The following is a 19,421-nucleotide window of genomic DNA, read 5'->3' as shown; positions in this document are numbered from 1 at the left end:
GCCACGGCCTCGGCCCCGCCGCTCGCGCGTCGCCCCCGCCCGCCGGGGCGTCGCCCCGGGCGGCCGGTCAGGCGCGGGCGAAGCTGAGCGTCTCGCCCAGCGCGCCGGCCCGCCAGAGGTCCTGGCAGGCGTCGGCCACCTCCGGCAGCCCCTCCACCACGCTGCCCCACACGATGCCCGGGACCCAGCCGGCGTCACCGTTGATCAGCAGGTTGTTCCGCTCGTAGAAGAGCGCGAGGTCCACGACGGTGGAGCGCTCGTGGTGCGGAGCCGAGTCGTCGTAGCCGTAGGACTTCGTCGCCAGCTGCGTCTGGGTGAAGGTGAAGTAGCAGAGGTCGCCGGGGATCGGCGTGATCGTCGGGTTCTCCAGCGGGGGCTCCTCGGCCGCGAAGGGCGCGAGGAGGGTGTAGATCTCGTTGCGCGCGTACTTGGCGTGGTAGACGTCGCCGCCCAGCGGCAGGGCGTCCCACACGGCTCCACAGGTGATCGGTGCACGGTCGTCGAGCAGCTTTGCCGTGCAGCTGACGCCGCGCTTCGCCAGCGAGACGGTGATGAAACGTTCGGGAGCGGTCGCTTCGGCCATGCACACCTCCGGTGATTCGGTCCGGTTCGTCCGCCCGCCATGGTGTCGCATCCGCCGGTCAGGTTGCGACTGCGCCTCGCCGTGCACCCGGTCGGGTATACCAGCGCATGACTTCCCGGGCACCGGGTAGCCGCGCGCCTATGGTTCGACCATCACGAAAAACTACTTCTGTCAACGGGGGGATCAGCCGCAGAGCCTTGTTGCTCGGCGGCGCCGTCGCCCTCGGGTCGCTGGGACTGGCCGGGTGTTCCCGGGTGGACACCTCGGCGGCCGAGGACGGCGGCGATCTGCTGGACCGGTTGCGCTCGCAGGGCGTGGTCCGGCTGGGCATCGCCAGCGAGGTCCCCTACTCGTACATCGACAAGGACAGCGGGAAGCTGACGGGGCAGGCCCCGGCCATCGCCGAGGAGATCTTCGGCCGGCTCGGTGTCGACAGCTTCCAGCCCGTCCTGACCGAGTTCGGCAGCCTCATCCCCGGCCTCCGCGTCGGACAGTTCGACGTCGTCGCCGCCGGTATGTGGATCACCCCGGAACGCTGCGCCCAGGTGATCTTCTCCGACCCCGACTACGTCGCCAAGGACGCCTTCATCGTCGCCGAGGGCAACCCGCTGGGACTGGAGAGCTACACCGACATCGCCGAGACCGGCGCCACGGTCGCCACCGGTCCCGGCTGGTTCCAGCGCGACTACGCCATCGGGAACGGGGTCGCCCCGGGGAGGATCGGCACCCTGCCAGACCAGCTGGCAGGGGTGACCGCGGTGCGGCAGGGACGCATCGACGCCTTCTTCGGAACCGCTCCCACCATGGTCTCCGCAGCGCGGAACACCGCCGGGGTGGAGGCGACCGAGCCGTTCACCCCCGTCGTCGACGGCGAGGAGCAGATCGGCGCGGGCGGCTTCGCCTTCTCCCCGACCGAGACCCGGCTGCGCGACGCCTTCAACGCCGAACTCCACGAGATGAAGGAGAGCGGCCAGCTGCTGGAGATCGTCTCCCCCTTCGGCTTCACCGAAGAGGACATGACCGATCTCACGGCCGAGGAGCTCTGTAACGCATGACCTGGGGCCTCGTCAGCAACTGGATCCTGCCCGGTCTGTGGATCACCGTGCAGGTCGCCCTCTTCAGCGCGCTCATCGCGCTGGTCGTCTCGTTCGTCATCGGGACGCTGCGCACCTCCGAGCTGTGGATCGTGCGCTTCCTCTCGGGTGCCTACTTCGAGATCTTCCGCGGCGCCTCCGCGCTCGTCGTGATCTTCTGGTTCGCGTTCGCCTTCCCGCTGCTGTTCGGCTGGCAACTGGTCCCGCTGTGGGCGGGTGCGCTGGCGCTCGGCCTGACGTACGGCGCCTACGGCTCGGAGATCGTGCGCGGCTCGCTCGCGGCGGTGCCCGAGGCGCAGCGGGAGGCGGGCATCGCGCTCAGCTTCACGCGGCTGCAGCGGCTGCGCCGGATCGAGATCCCGCAGGCCTGGCCGGAGATGGTCCCGCCCTTCAACAACCTCGCGATCGAGCTGCTCAAGGGCACCGCCCTGGTGTCGGTCATCGCCGTGGCGGACCTCGCCTTCGCGGGCAACGTGATCCGGCTCTCGACCAATGAGAGCGCACCGGTCTACACCCTGCTGCTGGTCATCTACTTCGTGCTGGCCTTCGGCGTCACCCGCGGGATGCGTGCCGTGGAGCGCCACGCCAAGCGCGGCGTCGGCAGACTGCCGGAGCGCAAGCCGCTCTTCTCGCGCACCGCGGCGGCCACGGCCAACGGTTCGACCACCGACGGGGGTGCCCGATGAGCCGGAGTTGGAACTGGGACGCGGTATGGGACTTCATGCCGTACTTCTGGGACGGCCTGCTGCTGACCCTCCAGGCGCTGCTCTTCGGCACGCTGCTGGCCTTCTCGCTCGGCCTGGTCTGGGCGATCGCGCTGCGCGGCCCGCGCTGGGTGGCGTGGCCGGTCATCGGCGTCACCGAGTTCGTGCGGAACACGCCGCTGCTGATCCAGCTGTTCTTCCTCTTCTTCGTGATCCCCGACCTGCCGGGCGGCCCGACGCTGTCGCCGCTGGTCGCGGGCTCCATCGGTCTGGGGCTGCACTACTCCACCTACACGATGGAGGTCTACCGGGCGGGCATCGAGGGCGTGCCCGCGGGCCAGTGGGAGGCGGCGCGCGCGTTGTCGCTGCCCATGGGCCACACCTGGCGTGCGGTGATCCTGCCGCAGGCGTTCCGGCGCACCGTGCCGGCGCTGGGCAACTACGTCATCGCGATGCTGAAGGAGACGCCGCTGATCTCCACCATCGGCCTCACCGAGCTGCTGCTGACCGCCCGCGAGTACGGCGTGCAGTCGTTCAACTTCATGGAGCCGATCACGGTGGTCGGCGTGGCGTTCATCGTCATCGCCTACCCGGCGTCCCTGCTGATCCGAGTCCTGGAGCGACGCCTTGCCACCTACTGAGCCCACCCCGAGGAAGAACGAAGCAGACCCGGAGGCACCGGTGAACACCCCCAACGACACCCCCGCAGGAGCGGCCGGCGAGGCCGGGAGCACGGGCGGCCGGAGCCCCGGCGAGGACCTGATCACCTTCACCGACGTCACCAAGCGGTTCGGTGACAACGTCGTCCTGGACGACCTCTGCTTCGGTGTCGAGGCCAACAAGCACGTCACGCTGATCGGCCCGTCCGGCTCCGGCAAGACGACGATCCTGCGGCTGCTGATGACGCTCGCCAAGCCCGACGAGGGCACCATCGAGGTGGACGGCGAGTACCTCACCCACGAGAGGAAGAACGGGAAGCTGGTGCCGGCCGGCGAGGCGCACAACCGCGCCGTCCGGAAGAAGATCGGCATGGTGTTCCAGCAGTTCAACCTGTTCCCCAACATGCGGGTGCTGCGGAACGTGACCGAGGCACCGGTGCACGTCCTGGGCATGGAGAAGGACGAGGCGGAGGAGCGCGCGCGGGGCCTGATCGAACTGGTCGGGCTGACCGAGCACCTCGACAAGTACCCCACGCAGCTCTCGGGCGGCCAGCAGCAGCGCGTCGCCATCGCCCGCGCGCTGGCGATGCGGCCGAAGGTGCTGCTGCTGGACGAGGTGACCTCCGCGCTGGACCCGGAGCTGGTCGCCGGGGTGCTGGACGTCCTGCGGGACATCGCGCGCTCCACCGACATCACCATGGTCTGCGTGACCCATGAGATGAGCTTCGCGCGCGACATCTCGCAGAAGGTGCTCATGTTCGATCAGGGGAAGATCGTGGAGTCCGGCTCACCGGACAAGATCTTTAACGACCCCGACCACGAGCGGACGCGGGAGTTCCTCAGCTCCGTCCACTGAGCCGGGCCCACGCGCCCCGGCCGGTCCGCGACCCGTCCCCGTTCCTCGGGGGCGGGTCCCGGACCGTTTCGGCCAGAGTGACAACCGGCCCTGTCCGGAGAGAGGTTGACGGCTACCCTGGGGGGCCTTGTCGGCTTCCCGTGTTCGCAGGGGCGGCTGCGGTAACCCGCGGGAGGGCGCTGTGGCACTGGGATCCGGGGCGATCGCCCCGCTCCACTCCGTTCGGTACGCGCTGCGGGCCCTGGAGGCGGTGGCCCGGCGCCCGGACGGCGTCGGCGAGGAGGAACTGGCCACCGAGCTCCAGCTCCCCCCGCGCCAGGCGGCGGGGCTGCTGCGCATGCTGGCCCGGGAGAGCTACCTCCGGGAGCTCGACGACGGCGGATGGTGCGCCGGTGACGCGCTGGCACGACTGGGCGGTGAGGAGAGCCGCCACCAGGTGCGGGAGGAGAAGCTGCGGCAGGCGCTGGAGAGCCTCGGCCGCAGCGTGGGCGCGGCGGTCTACGTCGGCCGGTACGTCGACGGCGAGCTCGCGGTGCCCCACGCCTGTGCCGCGCCCGACCGGCCCGCCGTGCACCAGTGGGTCGACCTGCGCGCGGCGGCGCACGCGACCGCGCTCGGGAAGTGCCTCCTGGCGCAGCTGGACCACGAGGGCCGCGAGGACCACTTCGCCCGGCACCCCGCCGCACGGTTGACCTCGCGCACGATCACCGATCGGCGGGTGCTGCTCGCCATGCTGGAGCGCCAGCCGGCGACGATGCCGGTGCTGGACCTCCAGGAGTACGCGGTGGGCACGCTCTGCGCGGCGGTGCCGCTGACGGCGGGCGCGACCGTCGGCTGCCTGGCGCTCTCCCTGCCGGTGGGGCAGGCCCACCGGTTGCGTGAGGCGGCGGAGACGCTGAACGAGCAGGCGGCCCCGGCGCTGCTGTCGCTCTCGCTGTGACCGGGACCACCGCGGGGAGGTCCCCGTCGTGGTCATCACCACCCCGCGGGAACGGGTAGAGTTCTTGTTGTCCGGCCGAGAGGCCGAAAGAGGCGCCGCTAGCTCAGTTGGTTAGAGCAGCTGACTCTTAATCAGCGGGTCCGGGGTTCGAGTCCCTGGCGGCGCACCGTACGAAGAGGGGCTTCCCGGCTCAGGCCGGGAACCCCCTCTTCGTGGTGCCTGCGAGTGCCTGCGGGTGTCTGCGGAAGACCAGCGGCGCTGCCCGCGGCTGCGCCCGCAGGGACGGAAGCGGCACGGCGAGGGGGCCGGGACGCCCGGGCGCCGGCCGTGGGCCCGCGGCGTGCCGCAGCCGCGCACCCCGATGCCACCGCCCGAGCCGGGGCGCACCACGGGTGCACGCGGCAACGCGGCGCGGTCACGAGGGGGCGCACGGGGGCGCGAAGTGGGATGCGATGCACCCCGCGGCTGGGCGGGGCGGCGTCAGGAGGCGCCGGGGCGTGCGCCCGGCGAAGACCTTCAAGCGGCGGTGGTCACCTGGGCCCGCACCGCGGCGAGCCACTCGGCCCGGAGACGGCCGAGTTCCGCGAGGTCATCCGCCGACCATGCCCGACCACCCTGGGCGGTGACCAGGGCGCGAATCGCGGCGTTGGCTTCCTCCGCGGAAGCCCGACGCTCGTGGCGAGGATCGGTGAACATACGAACACAGTACGCCTCGGGTACGACACAGCGCCGCTCCGTTATGGCCGTCCTGCTCCCCGAATGCCCCCACGACGCACGGGAGTCGGACGTGTCCACGGCATACGTGCAGGTCACACGGGGTGCACCGGGGGCGCCCTACCCGATGGTGCCATCCGTCACACTTCCTGGGGGCGTCGATTTCGCAGAGTGACCGAGGTCACGACCAGGGCGCACCTGCCCGGCCTGGGGGCGCGCGCCGTCGCACACCGGCCGAAACCCGCCCCCGACGGGCCCGCGTGCCGCCTGCGCCTGCGCCCCCGTGCCCCCGCTCCGACTGCCCACCGCGCCGGGCCGGCGCCCCCCCCCCGGCGTTCGGGGCTCTCCCGGGGGCAGGGGCGTCGCGGGTCACCCGTCGAGGGCGTCACGTGCGTCCATCAGCGCGAAACCGAGCAGGTTCCGCCCCGGCCACGCCGAGGGCCTGCCGGCGTCGGGCGCGTCCGCGGTGAGCCCGACGCCGGCAGCCGGTCGAGCGGACTCGCCTCGACCAGGACGCGGCCGCCCGTGGCCCGCAGGTACGCGCCCAGCTCCGGGTGCTGCCGGAACTTGGCCACCGAGGCCTCCACCACGATCGCGTAGCGGTGGGCCGCCCACCGGGCCTCGTCGAACCCCGCGACCGTCCGTCCCAGCGCCTTGGCCTCGCCCGGGTGCCGCGCCGCCAGGATCCGCTCGGCCACCGTCTCGTCCCCGAAGAGCCGCGCCTTGGCGACCATCATCCGGTGCTCCGCGGTGGGGTGGGTGACGCCGTCCACGACGACGGGCGCCGGCCACCACTGGCTCAGGCACCCGGGGCCGACACCTCCGCCGGGCGGCGGGCGGTGGCCCCAGAAGAACAGGAACTTCCTGCGCCGCCCCTCCCGCTCGGCGCGCAGCAGCTCCTCGCGGCGGCGGGACGCCCCGTCCGCAAGCGGTTCGGACTTCCGGCCGGTGCGTGCGGCGACCGCCTCCGGGCGGGGGCCCCGGGGCGGACATCCGCCCCGGGTGCCTGCGGGCGGACGGCGGAGCGGGGCGCGGCGCGGGGCCGTACGGGTTCGGACACCTCGGCATTCTGGCGCCGGACGGCATCGGACCGCCACCGGGTTCCGGCACGGACAGCCCCTGGTCGGGGGGGTCAGGCCCGGTGCACCACCTGCAGCAGCGGGCGCCGGTCCGGGCGGGCGGCGGTCCGGCCGGCGAGCTCGGTGAGCGGCCCCGGGGCGTCCTGGGCGAGCAGCAGCGTCACCGCGGCCAGGCTGCCGCGGAACGCGGCCGTCACGTCCGACCCGACCCAGTCGGGGTAGGTGGTGAGCCACCCCTCCCCCAGCGGCGCCCCCGGGCGGGGTGCGCTCCGCCAGGTGACGGTCGCCTCGTCCCAGGGGAGGTCGTCCGGGACGGCGGCGTAAGCGCGCAGCGGGTGCTGGAGCAGGTCGGCGGCGCGGCTGTCGGGGTCCTTGGGGATCGCCCCGAAGACCCAGAGGACCGCGCGCTCGACACCGCGCTCGGGCAGGTCCGGCGGCATCGCGAACCGCAGCAGCGCGTGTGCGGTGCCGTCGGCCGTGTCCGCGCGGCGGAGCGAGAGCCGGTCCGGCCCGGGGGACGGCCGCCCCGCGAGGCGCCCGGCGCGGACGGTCGCGGTGGCCTCCGCGGCGATCAGCCGCACCCGGCGTCGGGCCGGCGGGCGGCCGCCGCCGAAGGCGACGGTGCGCGTGGCGCCGTGGGAGCCGCCGGTCTCGACGAGCAGCTCGACCCGGTCGGGGTCGGCGGTGAGCACGGTGACCCCGGCGTCCGCCTCCCGCACCCCGCGGTGGGGGATCGCGGTGGAGCGATCGAGCCGCAGCCGCACCACCGGGGCGGTGCGGGAGGGGTCGGCGACGGCCACGGTCAGCTCGTGCGGCGTCTCCCGGAGCAGTACCGCGCACGGCCCGTCCGCGGTGGCCGCGCCGGTGCCGTGGGCCGCGTCGTCGGCGGCCGGGGCGGTGCCGCCCCGGAAGAAGACCAGTCCGGTGAGGGTCGCTCCGTCGGGGAGGGCGCCGCGCGTGGTGCGGAAAGCGTGCAGCCGCGGGGTCAGCACCGGCGGTTGCACGCCGGGGTCCGCGGCCCGGGCGGCGGTCTCACCGGGCGAGGCGCCGGGCAGCAGCAGGTGGGCCAGGACCGCGCCGGCCGGGGAGGGGCCGTGGTCGTGCCAGAGCGTGGCGAAGCGGCGGGTGATCGGCGTCGCGGGGCCGCCCTCCCGGATCCGGGACCAGCTGCCGGTGCGGTCCTCGGTACGGGTCAGCAGCGCGCCGGCTGCCGCTCCCGCGCCGGGTCCCGCCCCGGCGGCGGGCAGGAAGACGTAGCCGCCGGTGCCGCCCAGATGCGCCCAGCGGGGCGAGGGATGGCGCACGGTGGTGCCGACGGCGCTCCGCACCCGGCGGCCGTCCACCCGCAGCGCTCCCCCGGTCGGCGCCGCGGGGTCGTGGAGCGAGCGGTGGTCCACCGTGGTCTCCACCGTGCGGCCGGGGGCGTGGAGATCGGAGGCCGCGCAGACCACCGCGTCGTCGAGGAAGAGCCAGGAGCGTCGCACCCGCAGCGGCGAGTCGGTGCCGCGCAGGTCGGCGGCGGCGAGCGCCAGCTCGCCGAGGCGGACCTCGCCCGACCACCGCGTCCCGGTGAGCGGCTCGTGGTCGTTGTCGCCGCCTGCTCCGACGGGCAGGGCGACGGTGTCGACGGTGGTGCCGGGCAGCCGTTTGGGGTCGGCGGTGGGCCAGAAGGCGTCGGTGTACTGGTGCGGGTCGTGGTCGAGGTACAGCAGCGCGGCGCCGTCGCCGGTGTGCCAGCCGTGGGCGTTCTCGCCGTTCATGTACTCGTAGCGGGCGACCCGGTCGGAGTTGAGCGACAGGACGTAGCTCCAGCGGGGGCGGCGGTGCACGTACCGCTCCATGTCGGGGAAGCCGAAGTGGCCGGTGGGCGGCGGTGGTTCCGGGTGCCGCTCGGCCAGCACGGCGGCGGCGGTGGCGATCTGGGCGGGCTCGCGGTCGTGGAGCGGTCGCCAGGTGTTGGCGGTGAGCCAGCCTCCGGCGCGGCCCCGCAGCCGCGCGGCGGTGGCGTGGATGTCCGGGTCCCCGGTCGTCGCGGTGAGGCCGTCGGCGAGGGTGACGAGGTCGAGCGCGAGGCGGAAGCCGTCGTCAGCGTCGGTCGCGGTGTGGCGCGCGATCGCCCGACCGCGCACCGCGTCGGTGGTCAGCCCTGCGTGCACGAGCGGGACGAGGGTGCGGTCCACGGCGTCGACCGCCCGGTGGCGCTCCTCGGGGGCGACCGCCCAGGGCGTGCCGGCGAGCACCCGGAGCAGCTCCGCGACGCCCTTGAGGAGGACCTGCCCGTAGGTGCCGGGGTAGGCGACGCTGGTGTGCATCAGGAACGAGCCGTCGCGGTGGAAGCCGTCGCCGACACGAACGGGGTCGAGGACCCCGCGCAGCGCGTGGGCCGCGGCGTCGAGCCGTTCCGAGGCGCCGCCCGACGCGCCGCGCAGGGCGACGATCCGGCACAGGTCGACGCGGTTGGCCCCGGTGGACGGCAGTTCGTCGCGGAGCATGCGCCGGGGGTCCGGCACGAAGTGGTCGACGGCGGCGAGGACGCCGTCCCTGGTCTCCTCGTCCACCGCCGCGCCGAGGAGTACGAGGAGGTCGACGGCGGCCCGGGGCGCCCCGATCTCCCAGTCCCACCAGTTGCCGTGCTGAGCCCGACCCGCGTGGTAGCCGGCGCGCCACCACACCCGCAGCCCGGCGGCGACGGCCCGGGGGACTGCCGGATCGGCGTGGAGGGAGCCGCCCTCGGCGGCGGCGAGCGCGACGGTCCGCAGCCGGCCGGCGGCGGTGGTCAGATGGGACGAGGGGGCCTCGGTGCCCGACATCGGCAGGTCGGGCCAGGGTGTCCGCGCCTCGTCGGAGGTGTCGAGGGCCGCGAGGTGGGCCCGTGCGGTGCGGTCGCGGGCGGCAACGGCACGGTCGTACGCCTCGCCCCACTCCCCCGCCGGTCGCCCCGGTGCGACGCCGTGCAGCAGCAGCGCTCGCCACCGCGCCACCACTAGGCGGTGCGCCGCGGCCTCGTCGGCGGCTCGGTGCGGGGCGGGGTGCCGACCGGCGGTGGGGGCCGTGGCGTGCGCGGGCCCGGGCAGCGCCAGGGCGGCGGCTCCGGCCAGCGCGGTGGTGAGCAGCGCGCGCCGGGCGGGGCCGCCCGGTGCCGTCGGCCGGGGGGACGGGGGTCGGTCCACGGTGCCTTTCGTACGGGGCGGGGTCCGCGGGCGCCCCTCCGCGTCGCGAGGCTGCCCGAACGGTGACCGTACCGGCGCGACGGCCCCCCGGCCACCACCCCCGCACGCTCCGTCGCGGAAATCCGCGCCGACACCGCCCCGACGGCCGCCGCTCGCGGCGCGCGGCGCGGTTTGACACGGCGTCGGGATGGCGAGACGCACCGCGAGGGGTACCGCGAACGGCTCGTCCGCCGTGACACCGTTCGGTGATCGACCGGAGCCGTCGGCTGTGCCGAGGAGGACCATGGACCGCACCGAGGAGACCGACCGCGCCGCCCTGCGGCTGCGGACCGAGCTGGTCGAGGGGCTGGACGCGGCGGGGGTGCTGCCCGACCCGGCCTGGCGCGCCGCCTTCGCCGCGGTGCCCCGGCACGTCTTCGTCCCGTACTTCTACGACGTCTCCGGTCTGCGGATCAGTGGGGAGCGGCGGCGGGAGGCGTGGCTGCGCGGGGTCCACAGCGACCAGGCGCTGGTGACGCGCCGCCAGGCCGGGGAGCCCGTGTCCTCCAGCTCGCAGCCGTCGCTGATGGCGTCGATGCTGCACGCGCTGGAGGTGGAGGACGGGTGCCGGGTGCTGGAGATCGGCACGGGCACCGGGTACAACGCCGCGCTGCTCGCCCACCGGTTGGGTGACGCCGCGGTGACCAGCGTGGACGTCGTCCCGGAGATCACCGCGATCGCGCGGGCCCGCCTCGCCGCGGCGGGTTACGGGCCGCGGGTGGTGACGGCCGACGGGGCGCTGGGATGGCCGGAGGGGGCGCCGTACGACCGGATCATCGCCACCTGCCGGGTGGACCGGGTGCCGCCGGCCTGGTTGCGGCAGTCCGGCCGTGCGGGGCTGATCGTCGCGCCGCTCGGACACGGGCTGGTCCGGGTGGAGCCCGAGGGGCCGGACCGGGCGTCGGGTCGGTTCCTGGGCGCCGCGTACTTCATGCCGATGCGGCGTCCGGGCCCGCAGCCACCCGCACCGTCGGCGGCCGACGCGTCGGGGTCGGCGGGTCGCCCCTCGCGGCTCCCGGCGGTGGCGGTCGGGGACGTCGACTTCCGCTTCGTGGTGAGCGTGCTGGAGCCGGACCTCGACTGGCGGGTCGACGCGGCCGTCGCGCCGCGTTCGGTCTCGGTGCGCGCGGCGGACGGCTCCTCGGCGCGCCGGTTCCCCGACGGGACGGTCACGGAGGCGGGACCCCGGCGGCTGTGGAGCGCACTGGAGGAGTACCACGCCGACTTCGAGGAGGCGGGCCGCCCGGGGCCGGAGCGGTACGGACTCACCATCGAGGGCGAGCAGCAGTGGCTGTGGCTCGACAGCCCCGACGGCCCCCGCAGGTCACTGCCCGGCGGCTGAGTCGGGCCGGACGGCGGCCCGCGGGGCGGGGCGCCCGGCCGCCCGCGCGCGGCGGACGGGCGCCGTGGCCCGTCCGCCGCCGTGCGTCAGGAGAGCAGTTCGGCGTCGAGCCCGATCTCGACCCCGGCCAGCGCCTTGCTGACGGGGCAGTTCTTCTTGGCGTTCTCGGCGGCGGCCTGGAAGTCGTCCGCGGCGAGGCCGGGGACCCGTGCCTGCACGTGCAGCACGATGCCGGTGATGCCCTCGCCCGGCTGGAAGGTGACGTCGGCGCGGGTCTCCACCGACGCGGGCGGGGTGCCGGCGCCGGCCAGGCCGTGCGAGAGCGCCATGGAGTAGCAGGAGGCGTGCGCGGCCGCGATCAGCTCCTCCGGGCTGGTGCGTCCGCCCGGCTCCTCGGCGCGGGAGGGCCAGTTGACGTCGAAGGTCCCGACGCCCGAGGAGTCCAGCGAGACGGTGCCGGAACCCTCCATGAGCGAACCCTGCCAGCGGGTGGTGGCGGTGCGCGTGGTTGCCATCGTGTGTCAGTCCTCCCGGGACGTAAGGGACTTGCCGTGCGCCACGCTATCCCGCGCCGCGCGGTCGGCGGCTGCGGCACTCCGGCGCGGCGGTCCCGGGGAACGGGCGGGGCGCGAGCGGCTGAGCACGCGCGGCGCGGCGCCCCCGCGCGCGGCGCGGAACGCGTCGTGCCGGCCACCGCGATCGCGGCGACCGGCACCCAGGGCGTCAGGACCGGCCCGGGGGCCGGTCCGCGTGCGGCCGGTGGGACTCGAACCCACATGGGCTTTCGCCCACAGCATCCTAAGTGCTGCGCTTATACCAATTCAGCAACGGCCGCCGGACCCCGCCATGATACCGGGCGGTGCCACCCACCTACCCGCCGAGTGCCACCGTGACCGTGTGGATCACGAGGCCGGCCAGCGCACCGATGATGGTGCCGTTGAGACGGATGAACTGGAGGTCACGGCCGATGTGGAGCTCGATCTTCCGCGAGGTGTGGTGGGCGTCCCAGTTGGCGACGGTGTCGGTGATCAGCGAGGTGATCTCCCGGCGGTAGCCGTTGACGACGTGGACGGCGGAGTCCGCGACCCAGCCGTCGAGCTTGGCGCGCAGCCGGGCGTCCGTGCCGAGTCGCTGCCCCGCGGCCAGCACCCCGGCGCGTGCGCGGATGCGGAGCGCGCTGCGTTCGTCCTCCGCAGCGGCGACCAGCATGTCGCGCAGCGAGTGCCAGGCCGTGGCGATGAGCTCCTGCACCTCGTCCCGGCGGACCAGGTCGGCCTTGAGACGCTCCACGCGGGCGCGGGTGGCGGGGTCGTGCTGGAGCTGGGCGGCGAGGTCGTGGAGGAAGCGGTCGAGGGCGGCGCGCGCCGGGTGGTCGGGCTGGTCGCGGATGTCCGTGGCGAAGCGCAGCAGTTCGCGGTAGACGCGTTCGCCGACGCGGCGGTCGACGAAGCGGGGCGTCCAGCCGGGGGCGCCGCCCTCGATCGCGGTCATGACCGCGTCGCGGTGCTCGATCAGCCAGTCGTGGGCCTTGGCGCACGTCAGATCGACGGCGGCCCGGTGCCCGCCGCCGCTGACGGTCCGCTCCAGCAGTCGGCCCAGTACGGGGGAGACCTCGGTGGTCTGCGCCCGCCGGGTCACCGCCTCGCCGATGATCGACTGGATGTCGGAGTCCTTGAGGACGCCGAGGCCGCCCCGCAGGGCGGTGGCGAGTTCGGCGGTCACCCGGTCGGCGTTGGCCGGCTTCGCCAGCCACTCCCCCGCCCGCCGCGACATCTCGACCGAGCCCAGCTTCTCCCGGACGACCTGCTCGGAGAGGAAGTTCTCGCCCACGAAGTCGCCCAGCGAGCGCCCGAGCTGGTCCTTCTTGGTGGGGATGATCGCGGTGTGCGGCACCGGGATGCCCAGCGGGTGGCGGAAGAGCGCCGTGACGGCGAACCAGTCGGCCAGCGCGCCCACCATGCCGGCCTCGGCCGCGGAGGCCACGTAGCCGGCCCAGGCGCCGGCCCCGCGCGCCTCGGCCCAGGTGGCCAGGGCGTAGACCACCGCGACGAGGACCAGCAGACCGGTGGCGACGCCCTTCATCCGGCGCAGGCCGCGCTGCTTCTCCAGGTCCGTCTCGGTGAAGAGCCCGCCGCCGCGGCCCGGGTCGACAGGGTCCACCGGGCCGACCGCGGGGGCGCCGCGCATGCCCCAGAACCCGCCGCCGGCCCCGCGCTCCGCGCCGGCCGGCTCCCCGGGGCCGGTACCGTCCGTGCCGTTCGTGCCGTCCACACCGCTCATGCCCGCCGCCCCCGTCGTCCGCTCTCTCGCGTCACTCGTCCGCTCCAGCCCTCGTGCTGCTCGTCGCATTCTGCCCCGTCGCCCGCGGGCGGCGGGGCGGCCTCGGCCCGGGCCGCGTCGCGCCGTGAAGGAACGGTGGACGACGGGATGCGGCCCCGAACGGGGATGGGAAGATGTGACGAGAGGACAGGAGTACCCCGGTTTCCGGGCCTGCAGAGGGGATCGGTCGGTTGCTGAGCAGAGTACGCGGCCACGGACTTCTGGCCACGCTGATAGCCACCGCGCTGGTGGTCGGCGTGCTGGTCGCCGACAGTCTCAGCCCCCGGGGCCAGGCCGCCACCAGCGCGCTCGGCGTTCCCGAGCAGGCCCTGCAGGCGTCCGAGGGCGTCTGGCTGTCCGCGTGGACCGCCGCCCCCACCGGGGCGCATCCCGACCATCCCGACGGCATGCCCGGGCAGGCGGTCCGCAACGTGCTGCGCCCCACCGGCGGGGGGTCGGCCGTCCGTGTGACGCTCTCCAACCGCTACGGGCAGACTCCGCTGCGGCTGTCCCACGTCACCGTGGCGCTCGCCGCCGCCGGCGGTCCCGCCGCGGTGCCGGAGACCATGCGGCGCGTGTCGTTCGACGGCCGCGACGAGGTGTCGATCCCGGCCGGCGGGGAGACGGTCAGCGACGCGGCGCGGCTGGAGGTGCCGGTCGGCGCCGACCTGCTGGTCACCGTCTACGCGCCCGGGCCGGGCGGCGCCGTGACCTACCACCGCCAGGCCCGGCAGGCGAGTTGGGTGGCCGACGGCGACCGCACCGCCGACGCCGGCGGGGACGCCTTCACCCGCAGGATCACCGACTGGCGGTACGTGACGGCGGTGCAGGTCCTCAGCCAGCAGGCCGACGGGGCCGTGGCGGTGCTCGGGGACTCGCTGACCGACGGCGTGACCTCCACCGTCGGCGCCAACCGCCGCTGGACGGACCGGCTGGCCGAGCGCATGCGCCTGAGCGAGCACGGCCCCCGTCACACCGTGCTGAACTTGGGGATTTCCGGTAACCGTCTGCTCTCCGACGCGGCTCCCGACCGCCCCTTCAACGCCGAGGCCGGGCTGCGTCGACTGCACACCGACGTGCTTCCCCGCAGGGAGGTCCGCGCGGTGGTGGTGCAGTTGGGCATCAACGACATCATCCGCGACCCCGACGGCGGTGACGCGGAAGCACTGCTTGCCGGGTTGCGGCAGGTGGCGGCGGAGTCCCGCGAGGCGGGGCTCGTCGTTGCCGGTGCCACGCTGGCGCCGTTCGCCGGACACGACGGCTGGCGCGCCGACCGCGAGGAGGTGCGCACGCGCGTCAACGCGGCGATCCGTGCGGGCGGCGTCTTCGACACGGTGGTGGACGTCGACGCGGCGCTGCGCGACCCCGCCCGGCCGGACCGGTTGCTGCCGGCCTACGACTCGGGCGACCACCTGCACCCCTCCGACGAGGGGTACGCGGCGATGGCCGACGCCGTCCGGCTGGACGAGTTGGCGCCCGCGGCGGAGATCCGCACCTGACCGTCCCCTGACCACCAGGACCGCGCGGCGGCCGCATCGATCCGGTGCGGCCCCCCCGGCGCCGGTCCGCCCCCGAACGCGTCGCTCTCCGCGCCGGGTGAGGCCGACCGGGTGACGCCGACCGGGTGACGCCGACCGGGTGACGCCGCGGTCCGCTCGGGTGGTGGCGGCGCACGTCCTGCCGCGCGCCCTGTCCCGCGCTGCCGGCGGCAGGATCACCGTCCCCGCCCCGGGCCACCCACCCCGGCCCCCGCCCGAGTGGCATCCGGGCGCGCCAACTCGCCCCGTTATGTCCGTGATGCGAGACTCTGCCCCCGGAGGAGTCACATCCCCGCCGGAGCTCGGGCCGGTGGGCGAGGGGCGAGGAGTCCGCAGGTATGAGCGACCACAACGGGACGGGCGGCAGCGCGGCACCGCAGCGCTGGGGGCCGCGCCCTCGGCTGCGGGGCGGCGGCAGCCGTCCGCGGCGCGCCGGGTGGCGCCGGGCGCTGCCGACCTGGCGGATGCTCTGCCTGTCGGCGACCGCGCTGCTGGTGGCGGCGGTCGCCCTGCTGGTGACCGGCTACCTGGTGGTGGACATCCCCGAGCCCAAGTCGGCGGCCGCAGCGCAGAGCAACGTGTACCGCTACGCCGACGGCTCGGTCATCGCGCGGACCGGTGACGTCAACCGCGAGAGCGTCCCCCTGGAGCAGGTGCCCGAGCACGTCCGCCGGGCGGTCCTCGCCGCCGAGGACCGGGACTTCTACTCGGCCTCGGCCGTCGACCCCAAGGCGATGGTCCGCGCCGGGTGGAACATGCTGCGGGGCGAGGGCCGCCAGTCCGGCTCGACCATCACCCAGCAGTACGTGAAGAACTACTACCTGGACCAGCAGCAGACCGTCACCCGCAAGGCCAAGGAGCTGTTCATCGCGGTCAAGCTCGACCGGGAGTTCAGCAAGGACGAGATCCTGGAGGGGTACCTCAACACCAGCTACTTCGGCCGCAACGCCTACGGGGTGCAGGCCGCCGCCCAGGAGTACTACGGCAAGGACGTCGACGCTCTCGACACCTCCGAGGGCGCCTACCTGGCCACCCTGCTCAACGCGCCGGGCGCCTACGACGTCCGCTCCGGCCCGGCCCACCGGGAGCGGGCCCTGGCCCGCTGGGAGTACGTGCTGGAGGGCATGGTCTCCGAGGGGTGGCTCGACGAGGAGGAGAAGGAGTCGACCGCGTTCACCGAGCCGGGCGACACGGAACCGCAGTCCGGCCTCTCCGGGCGGCGCGGCTACCTGGTGGAGGCCGTCGACCAGTACCTCGTCGAGGAGGGCCTGGTCGAGGAGGGGCGGCTGGCCGGCGGCGGCGTGCGGGTCACCACCACCATCGACCCCCGGCGCCAGGCGGAGTTGGAGCGGGCCGTCACCGAACGGCTCGGCGGGCTGATCGACGCGGAACGGCCGCAGGACGGCACCGTGCACGCGGGGGCCGCCTCGGTGGAGACCGGCAACGGCCGGCTGGTCGCGCTGTACGGCGGACGGGACTACACCGAGCAGTTCATCTCGGGCGCCACCCGCCGTGACTACCAGGCGGCCTCCACCTTCAAGCCGTTCGTCTACGCGGCGGCCCTGGAGCACGAGGCGCGCGACCGCTCCGGCGACCGGATCGGTCCGGACACGACGTACAGCGGCAGCAGCGGCCGGGAGGTCGTCGCCCCCGACGGCACCGGCACCGGCTGGTCACCGGAGAACGAGCAGGACACCGACTACGGGACGCTGCCGGTCAGCGAGGCGATGGACAAGTCGGTCAACGCCGTCTTCGCCCAGATGGGCGTGGACGTGGGGCCGGAACTGGTGCGGGAGACCGCGGTGCGGCTGGGGCTGCCGGAGGACACACCGGGGCTGGAGGCGGCCTCCGGTTCGATCTCGCTGGGGGTCTCGACGCCCAGCCCGCTGGACCTGGTGCAGGCCTACGCGACGCTGGCGGCGCACGGCGAGCGCCACCCGCTGGTCATGGTCACCTCTCTCACCGTGGACGGCGAGGAGGTGGAGCTGCCGGACCGCGAGCCGCAGCGGGCGATCTCCCGGGAGAGTGCCGACGCCACCACGGAGCTCCTGCGCGGTGTCGTCGCCGGCGGCACCGGTGAGGCGGCGGGCGCGGTCGGCAGGCCGGCCGCCGGGAAGACCGGTACGGCGGAGCAGGACAAGGCGGCCTGGTTCGCGGGGTACACCCCCGAACTCGCCACCGTGATCGCCCTGGTGGGACAGGACCCGGACGGCGGCGGACAGGTACCGATGTACGGCGCGCTCGGCATGGAGCGGGTGAGCGGCGGCGGGGTGCCGGCCGAGATCTGGGCGCAGTACACCGCGGCGGCACTGGAGGGCTCGGAGGTGCGGGAGTTCGACCTCCGGCCGGGGGATCTCCCCTCCGGCGGTGGTGACGACGGCGACGAGCCGTCGTCCTCCCCCTCCGAGGACGCCTCCGACGACGCCTCGGACGGGCCGACGGACGGCGGCTCCGAGGCCCCCGCCACGCGGCCGGCCGTCCCCGGCGGCACGTCGGGGCCGGGCACCGGTCAGCCGAGCGGGGCGCCGGGGGGCAGCGAGGGGCCGACCGGTCCCACGGGTCCGCCGGGCGGCACCGCGCCGACCACCGGCCCGGAGCCGCAGCAGCCCGACGGCGGTGCGCCGGACGCCGGTTGAGAGCGTGCGGGAGACCCGGCGTCGGATCCGGTCAGCCGAACGGCGGAGGGTCGCCCCCGTACCGGGTGGTGCGAGGGCGACGTCGACAACGCGGCAGATGACCGTAGCCGACGACGCGGGCCCGCCCCGGCGTCTCACATGCGCCGGGGTCGGCCGGGCCGGGTCGGCAAAGCGCTCCGACAAGCGTCAGAGATAGAGCCCGGTCGCGTCGTCGGAGCCCTGGAGCCGCTCGGCGGCCACCGCGTGCAGATCGCGCTCGCGCATGAGGAGGTAGGCCACCCCTCTGACCTCGACCTCGGCGCGGTCCTCGGGGTCGTACAGCACCCGGTCGCCGACCTCGACGCCCCGGACGTTGTGCCCGACGGCGACCACCTCGGCCCACTCCAGCCGGCGGCCGACGGCGGCGGTCGCCGGGATGACGATGCCGCCGGAGGAACGTCGCTCGCCCTCACCGGTGTCGGTCCTCACCAGGAGCCGGTCGTGCAACATCCGGATCGGGAGCTTGTCGTGCGTCGGTTGGCTGCTGCTCACGCCCCGACCGTATCTCAGCGCCCCCGCCCGGCGACGGGCCGCTCCCCGCGACGCGCTCCCTCGGCGGGACGTCGCCGTGCCGAGCGCCGGACGGCCCGGCGAACACCGGTGCGGGCGACCGGCTCGCGCCCGCGGCGCCTGCTCAACGCCGGCGGCGCCGCGAGGAGAGCACCAGCAGGCCGGCCACCCCGACCACGACCAGCGCCAGCGGCACCACGCGCTCCAGACGCGGCGCCCCGTCGGCGGTGACCAGCCGTCCCCGCACATCGGTGACGGACCGGTTGACCGCGACGAACGCCTTGCCCGCCGTGCGGTCCAGGGTCGACGCGGCGCGGGCCTTCGCGTCGTCCACGAGCGTGCTGGGGTGGACCCGGACCGCGATCTCGTCCAGCGTCGCCGCGAGCTGGTCGCGCCTGCGTTCGATCCGGGCCGCGATCTCCGCGGAACCCGGGGCTGCCTTCTTGGCTTCCGACACCGCACTGCCTCCGTGATCGACTCTTCGTTGCGCACAGTCTGTCAGTTGCCCGCCGCTCCCGCGCCCCACGACCCCCGCGCGGCACTGTTCTAAGCTCGGGCGGGTGCACCCGGGCGGCGTCGGCCCGTGACGCCCGCCCCGCACCACGACAGCACCGACGAGGAGCACCGCCATGAGCGACCGGCTGACGCCCGGAGACGCCGCCCCCGCTTTCACCCTGCCCGACGCCGACGGCGCGCAGGTCTCCCTGGCCGACCACGCGGGTCGGAAGGTCATCGTCTACTTCTACCCCGCCGCCCTGACGCCGGGCTGCACCAAGCAGGCGTGCGACTTCACCGACAACCTCGACGTGCTGGCCGACGCCGGCTACGACGTCATCGGCGTGTCGCCCGACAAGCCGGAGAAGCTGGCGTCCTTCCGGGACAAGGAGTCGCTCAAGGTGACCCTGGTCGCCGACCCCGCCAAGGAGGTGCTCACCGCCTGGGGCGCCTACGGCGAGAAGGTCATGTACGGCAAGAAGGTGACCGGCGTCATCCGGTCGACCTTCGTCGTGGGCGAGGACGGGAACATCGAGCACGCGTTCTACAACGTGCGCGCCACCGGCCATGTCGCCAAACTGATCCGCGACCTGAAGATCTGAGAACCCGGGCGCCGGCGGCGCCCGCCCCGTCCCCCGACGCGGTGGGCGCGCGCCGCCCGGTGCCGCGGGCGGCGCCTGGCCGGGCTCGGTCGGGCGGGTGTC

At 74.7% G+C, this 19,421-nt stretch carries 17 protein-coding genes and 2 tRNA genes; 10 read left to right on the top strand and 9 right to left on the bottom strand.

Translation table 11 applies throughout. The annotated features are described in order from the left end of the window. Positions 1-67: 67 nt before the first annotated feature. Positions 68-583, bottom strand: a complete 516-nt coding sequence (locus tag HCN52_RS11600; RefSeq protein ID WP_168088342.1) for a DUF3830 family protein — start codon at positions 581-583, stop codon at positions 68-70. 140 nt (positions 584-723) lie between these two features. Here HCN52_RS11600 and ehuB point away from each other — a divergent pair, with 140 nt between their 5' ends. From ehuB to HCN52_RS11570, 6 genes are all read left to right on the top strand, one after another. Further along, entirely contained in the window at positions 724-1,638 is a 915-nt protein-coding gene (gene ehuB / locus HCN52_RS11595) for an ectoine/hydroxyectoine ABC transporter substrate-binding protein EhuB (RefSeq protein ID WP_168088341.1), read from the top strand. After that, the gene (ehuC, locus tag HCN52_RS11590; protein ID WP_168088340.1) at positions 1,635-2,363 is read left to right on the top strand and encodes an ectoine/hydroxyectoine ABC transporter permease subunit EhuC; all 729 of its coding nucleotides are present in this window, start codon (positions 1,635-1,637) and stop codon (positions 2,361-2,363) included. Before ehuB ends, ehuC begins: the two co-directional genes overlap by 4 nt. After that, positions 2,360-3,022 carry an ectoine/hydroxyectoine ABC transporter permease subunit EhuD gene (gene ehuD / locus HCN52_RS11585; RefSeq protein ID WP_168088339.1) on the top strand — a complete coding sequence of 221 codons (663 nt, stop codon included), beginning with the start codon at positions 2,360-2,362 and terminating at the stop codon, positions 3,020-3,022. Before ehuC ends, ehuD begins: the two co-directional genes overlap by 4 nt. Positions 3,023-3,062: 40 nt before the next feature. Continuing rightward, positions 3,063-3,896 (top strand): ectoine/hydroxyectoine ABC transporter ATP-binding protein EhuA, encoded by an 834-nt coding sequence (gene ehuA / locus HCN52_RS11580; protein WP_168088338.1) that lies wholly within the window; start codon positions 3,063-3,065, stop codon positions 3,894-3,896. A 181-nt stretch (positions 3,897-4,077) separates the two neighbouring features. Then, the gene (locus HCN52_RS11575; protein ID WP_168088337.1) at positions 4,078-4,836 is read left to right on the top strand and encodes an IclR family transcriptional regulator domain-containing protein; all 759 of its coding nucleotides are present in this window, start codon (positions 4,078-4,080) and stop codon (positions 4,834-4,836) included. 92 nt (positions 4,837-4,928) lie between these two features. Then, positions 4,929-5,002: transfer RNA gene (locus HCN52_RS11570), tRNA-Lys, on the top strand. Positions 5,003-5,352: 350 nt separating this feature from the next. Here HCN52_RS11570 and HCN52_RS11565 read toward each other — a convergent pair. From HCN52_RS11565 to HCN52_RS11555, 3 genes are all read right to left on the bottom strand, one after another. After that, the gene (locus HCN52_RS11565) at positions 5,353-5,532 is read right to left on the bottom strand and encodes a hypothetical protein (protein WP_168088336.1); all 180 of its coding nucleotides are present in this window, start codon (positions 5,530-5,532) and stop codon (positions 5,353-5,355) included. A gap of 416 nt (positions 5,533-5,948) precedes the next feature. Then, positions 5,949-6,647: a riboflavin biosynthesis intermediates N-glycosidase gene (gene ybiA / locus HCN52_RS11560; RefSeq protein WP_312876651.1), complete on the bottom strand. Its 699-nt coding sequence runs from the start codon at positions 6,645-6,647 to the stop codon at positions 5,949-5,951. Positions 6,648-6,682: 35 nt separating this feature from the next. Continuing rightward, positions 6,683-9,799 (bottom strand): polysaccharide lyase family 8 super-sandwich domain-containing protein, encoded by a 3,117-nt coding sequence (locus tag HCN52_RS11555; protein WP_168088335.1) that lies wholly within the window; start codon positions 9,797-9,799, stop codon positions 6,683-6,685. 283 nt (positions 9,800-10,082) lie between these two features. On the opposite strand from HCN52_RS11555, the gene HCN52_RS11550 reads away from it, so the two are divergent. Then, a complete protein-coding gene (locus HCN52_RS11550) occupies positions 10,083-11,180 on the top strand; it encodes a methyltransferase domain-containing protein (RefSeq protein WP_168088334.1) in 1,098 nt (365 codons plus the stop codon). An 86-nt stretch (positions 11,181-11,266) separates the two neighbouring features. Here HCN52_RS11550 and HCN52_RS11545 read toward each other — a convergent pair whose 3' ends face one another. The 3 genes from HCN52_RS11545 to HCN52_RS11535 form a co-directional block, all read right to left on the bottom strand. Beyond that, on the bottom strand, positions 11,267-11,695 hold the full coding sequence (locus HCN52_RS11545; RefSeq protein ID WP_168088333.1) for an OsmC family protein: 429 nt from the start codon (positions 11,693-11,695) through the stop codon (positions 11,267-11,269). A 236-nt stretch (positions 11,696-11,931) separates the two neighbouring features. Further along, positions 11,932-12,015 (bottom strand) — tRNA-Leu (locus HCN52_RS11540). 35 nt (positions 12,016-12,050) lie between these two features. Then, positions 12,051-13,460, bottom strand: a complete 1,410-nt coding sequence (locus tag HCN52_RS11535; RefSeq protein WP_245175054.1) for a DUF445 domain-containing protein — start codon at positions 13,458-13,460, stop codon at positions 12,051-12,053. A 230-nt stretch (positions 13,461-13,690) separates the two neighbouring features. On the opposite strand from HCN52_RS11535, the gene HCN52_RS11530 reads away from it, so the two are divergent. Further along, on the top strand, positions 13,691-14,998 hold the full coding sequence (locus HCN52_RS11530; RefSeq protein ID WP_312876650.1) for a GDSL-type esterase/lipase family protein: 1,308 nt from the start codon (positions 13,691-13,693) through the stop codon (positions 14,996-14,998). Between the two features lie 377 nt (positions 14,999-15,375). Further along, positions 15,376-17,673 (top strand): transglycosylase domain-containing protein, encoded by a 2,298-nt coding sequence (locus HCN52_RS11525; protein WP_245175053.1) that lies wholly within the window; start codon positions 15,376-15,378, stop codon positions 17,671-17,673. Between the two features lie 186 nt (positions 17,674-17,859). Here the strand turns inward: HCN52_RS11525 and HCN52_RS11520 are convergent, their stop codons facing one another. After that, entirely contained in the window at positions 17,860-18,162 is a 303-nt protein-coding gene (locus HCN52_RS11520) for a GroES family chaperonin (RefSeq protein ID WP_168088343.1), read from the bottom strand. Between the two features lie 184 nt (positions 18,163-18,346). Continuing rightward, positions 18,347-18,679, bottom strand: a complete 333-nt coding sequence (locus HCN52_RS25365) for a DUF3618 domain-containing protein (protein ID WP_312876649.1) — start codon at positions 18,677-18,679, stop codon at positions 18,347-18,349. A gap of 172 nt (positions 18,680-18,851) precedes the next feature. Here HCN52_RS25365 and bcp point away from each other — a divergent pair, with 172 nt between their 5' ends. Then, on the top strand, positions 18,852-19,319 hold the full coding sequence (gene bcp / locus HCN52_RS11510; RefSeq protein WP_168088330.1) for a thioredoxin-dependent thiol peroxidase: 468 nt from the start codon (positions 18,852-18,854) through the stop codon (positions 19,317-19,319). The last annotated feature ends 102 nt before the right edge of the window (positions 19,320-19,421 follow it).

It is taken from the genome of Streptomyces bohaiensis (assembly GCF_012033785.1).
GTDB lineage: Bacteria > Actinomycetota > Actinomycetes > Streptomycetales > Streptomycetaceae > Streptomyces > Streptomyces bohaiensis.
The sequence above is the reverse complement of the archived record's forward strand: the minus strand, read 5'-3'. Positions and strand labels throughout refer to the sequence as shown.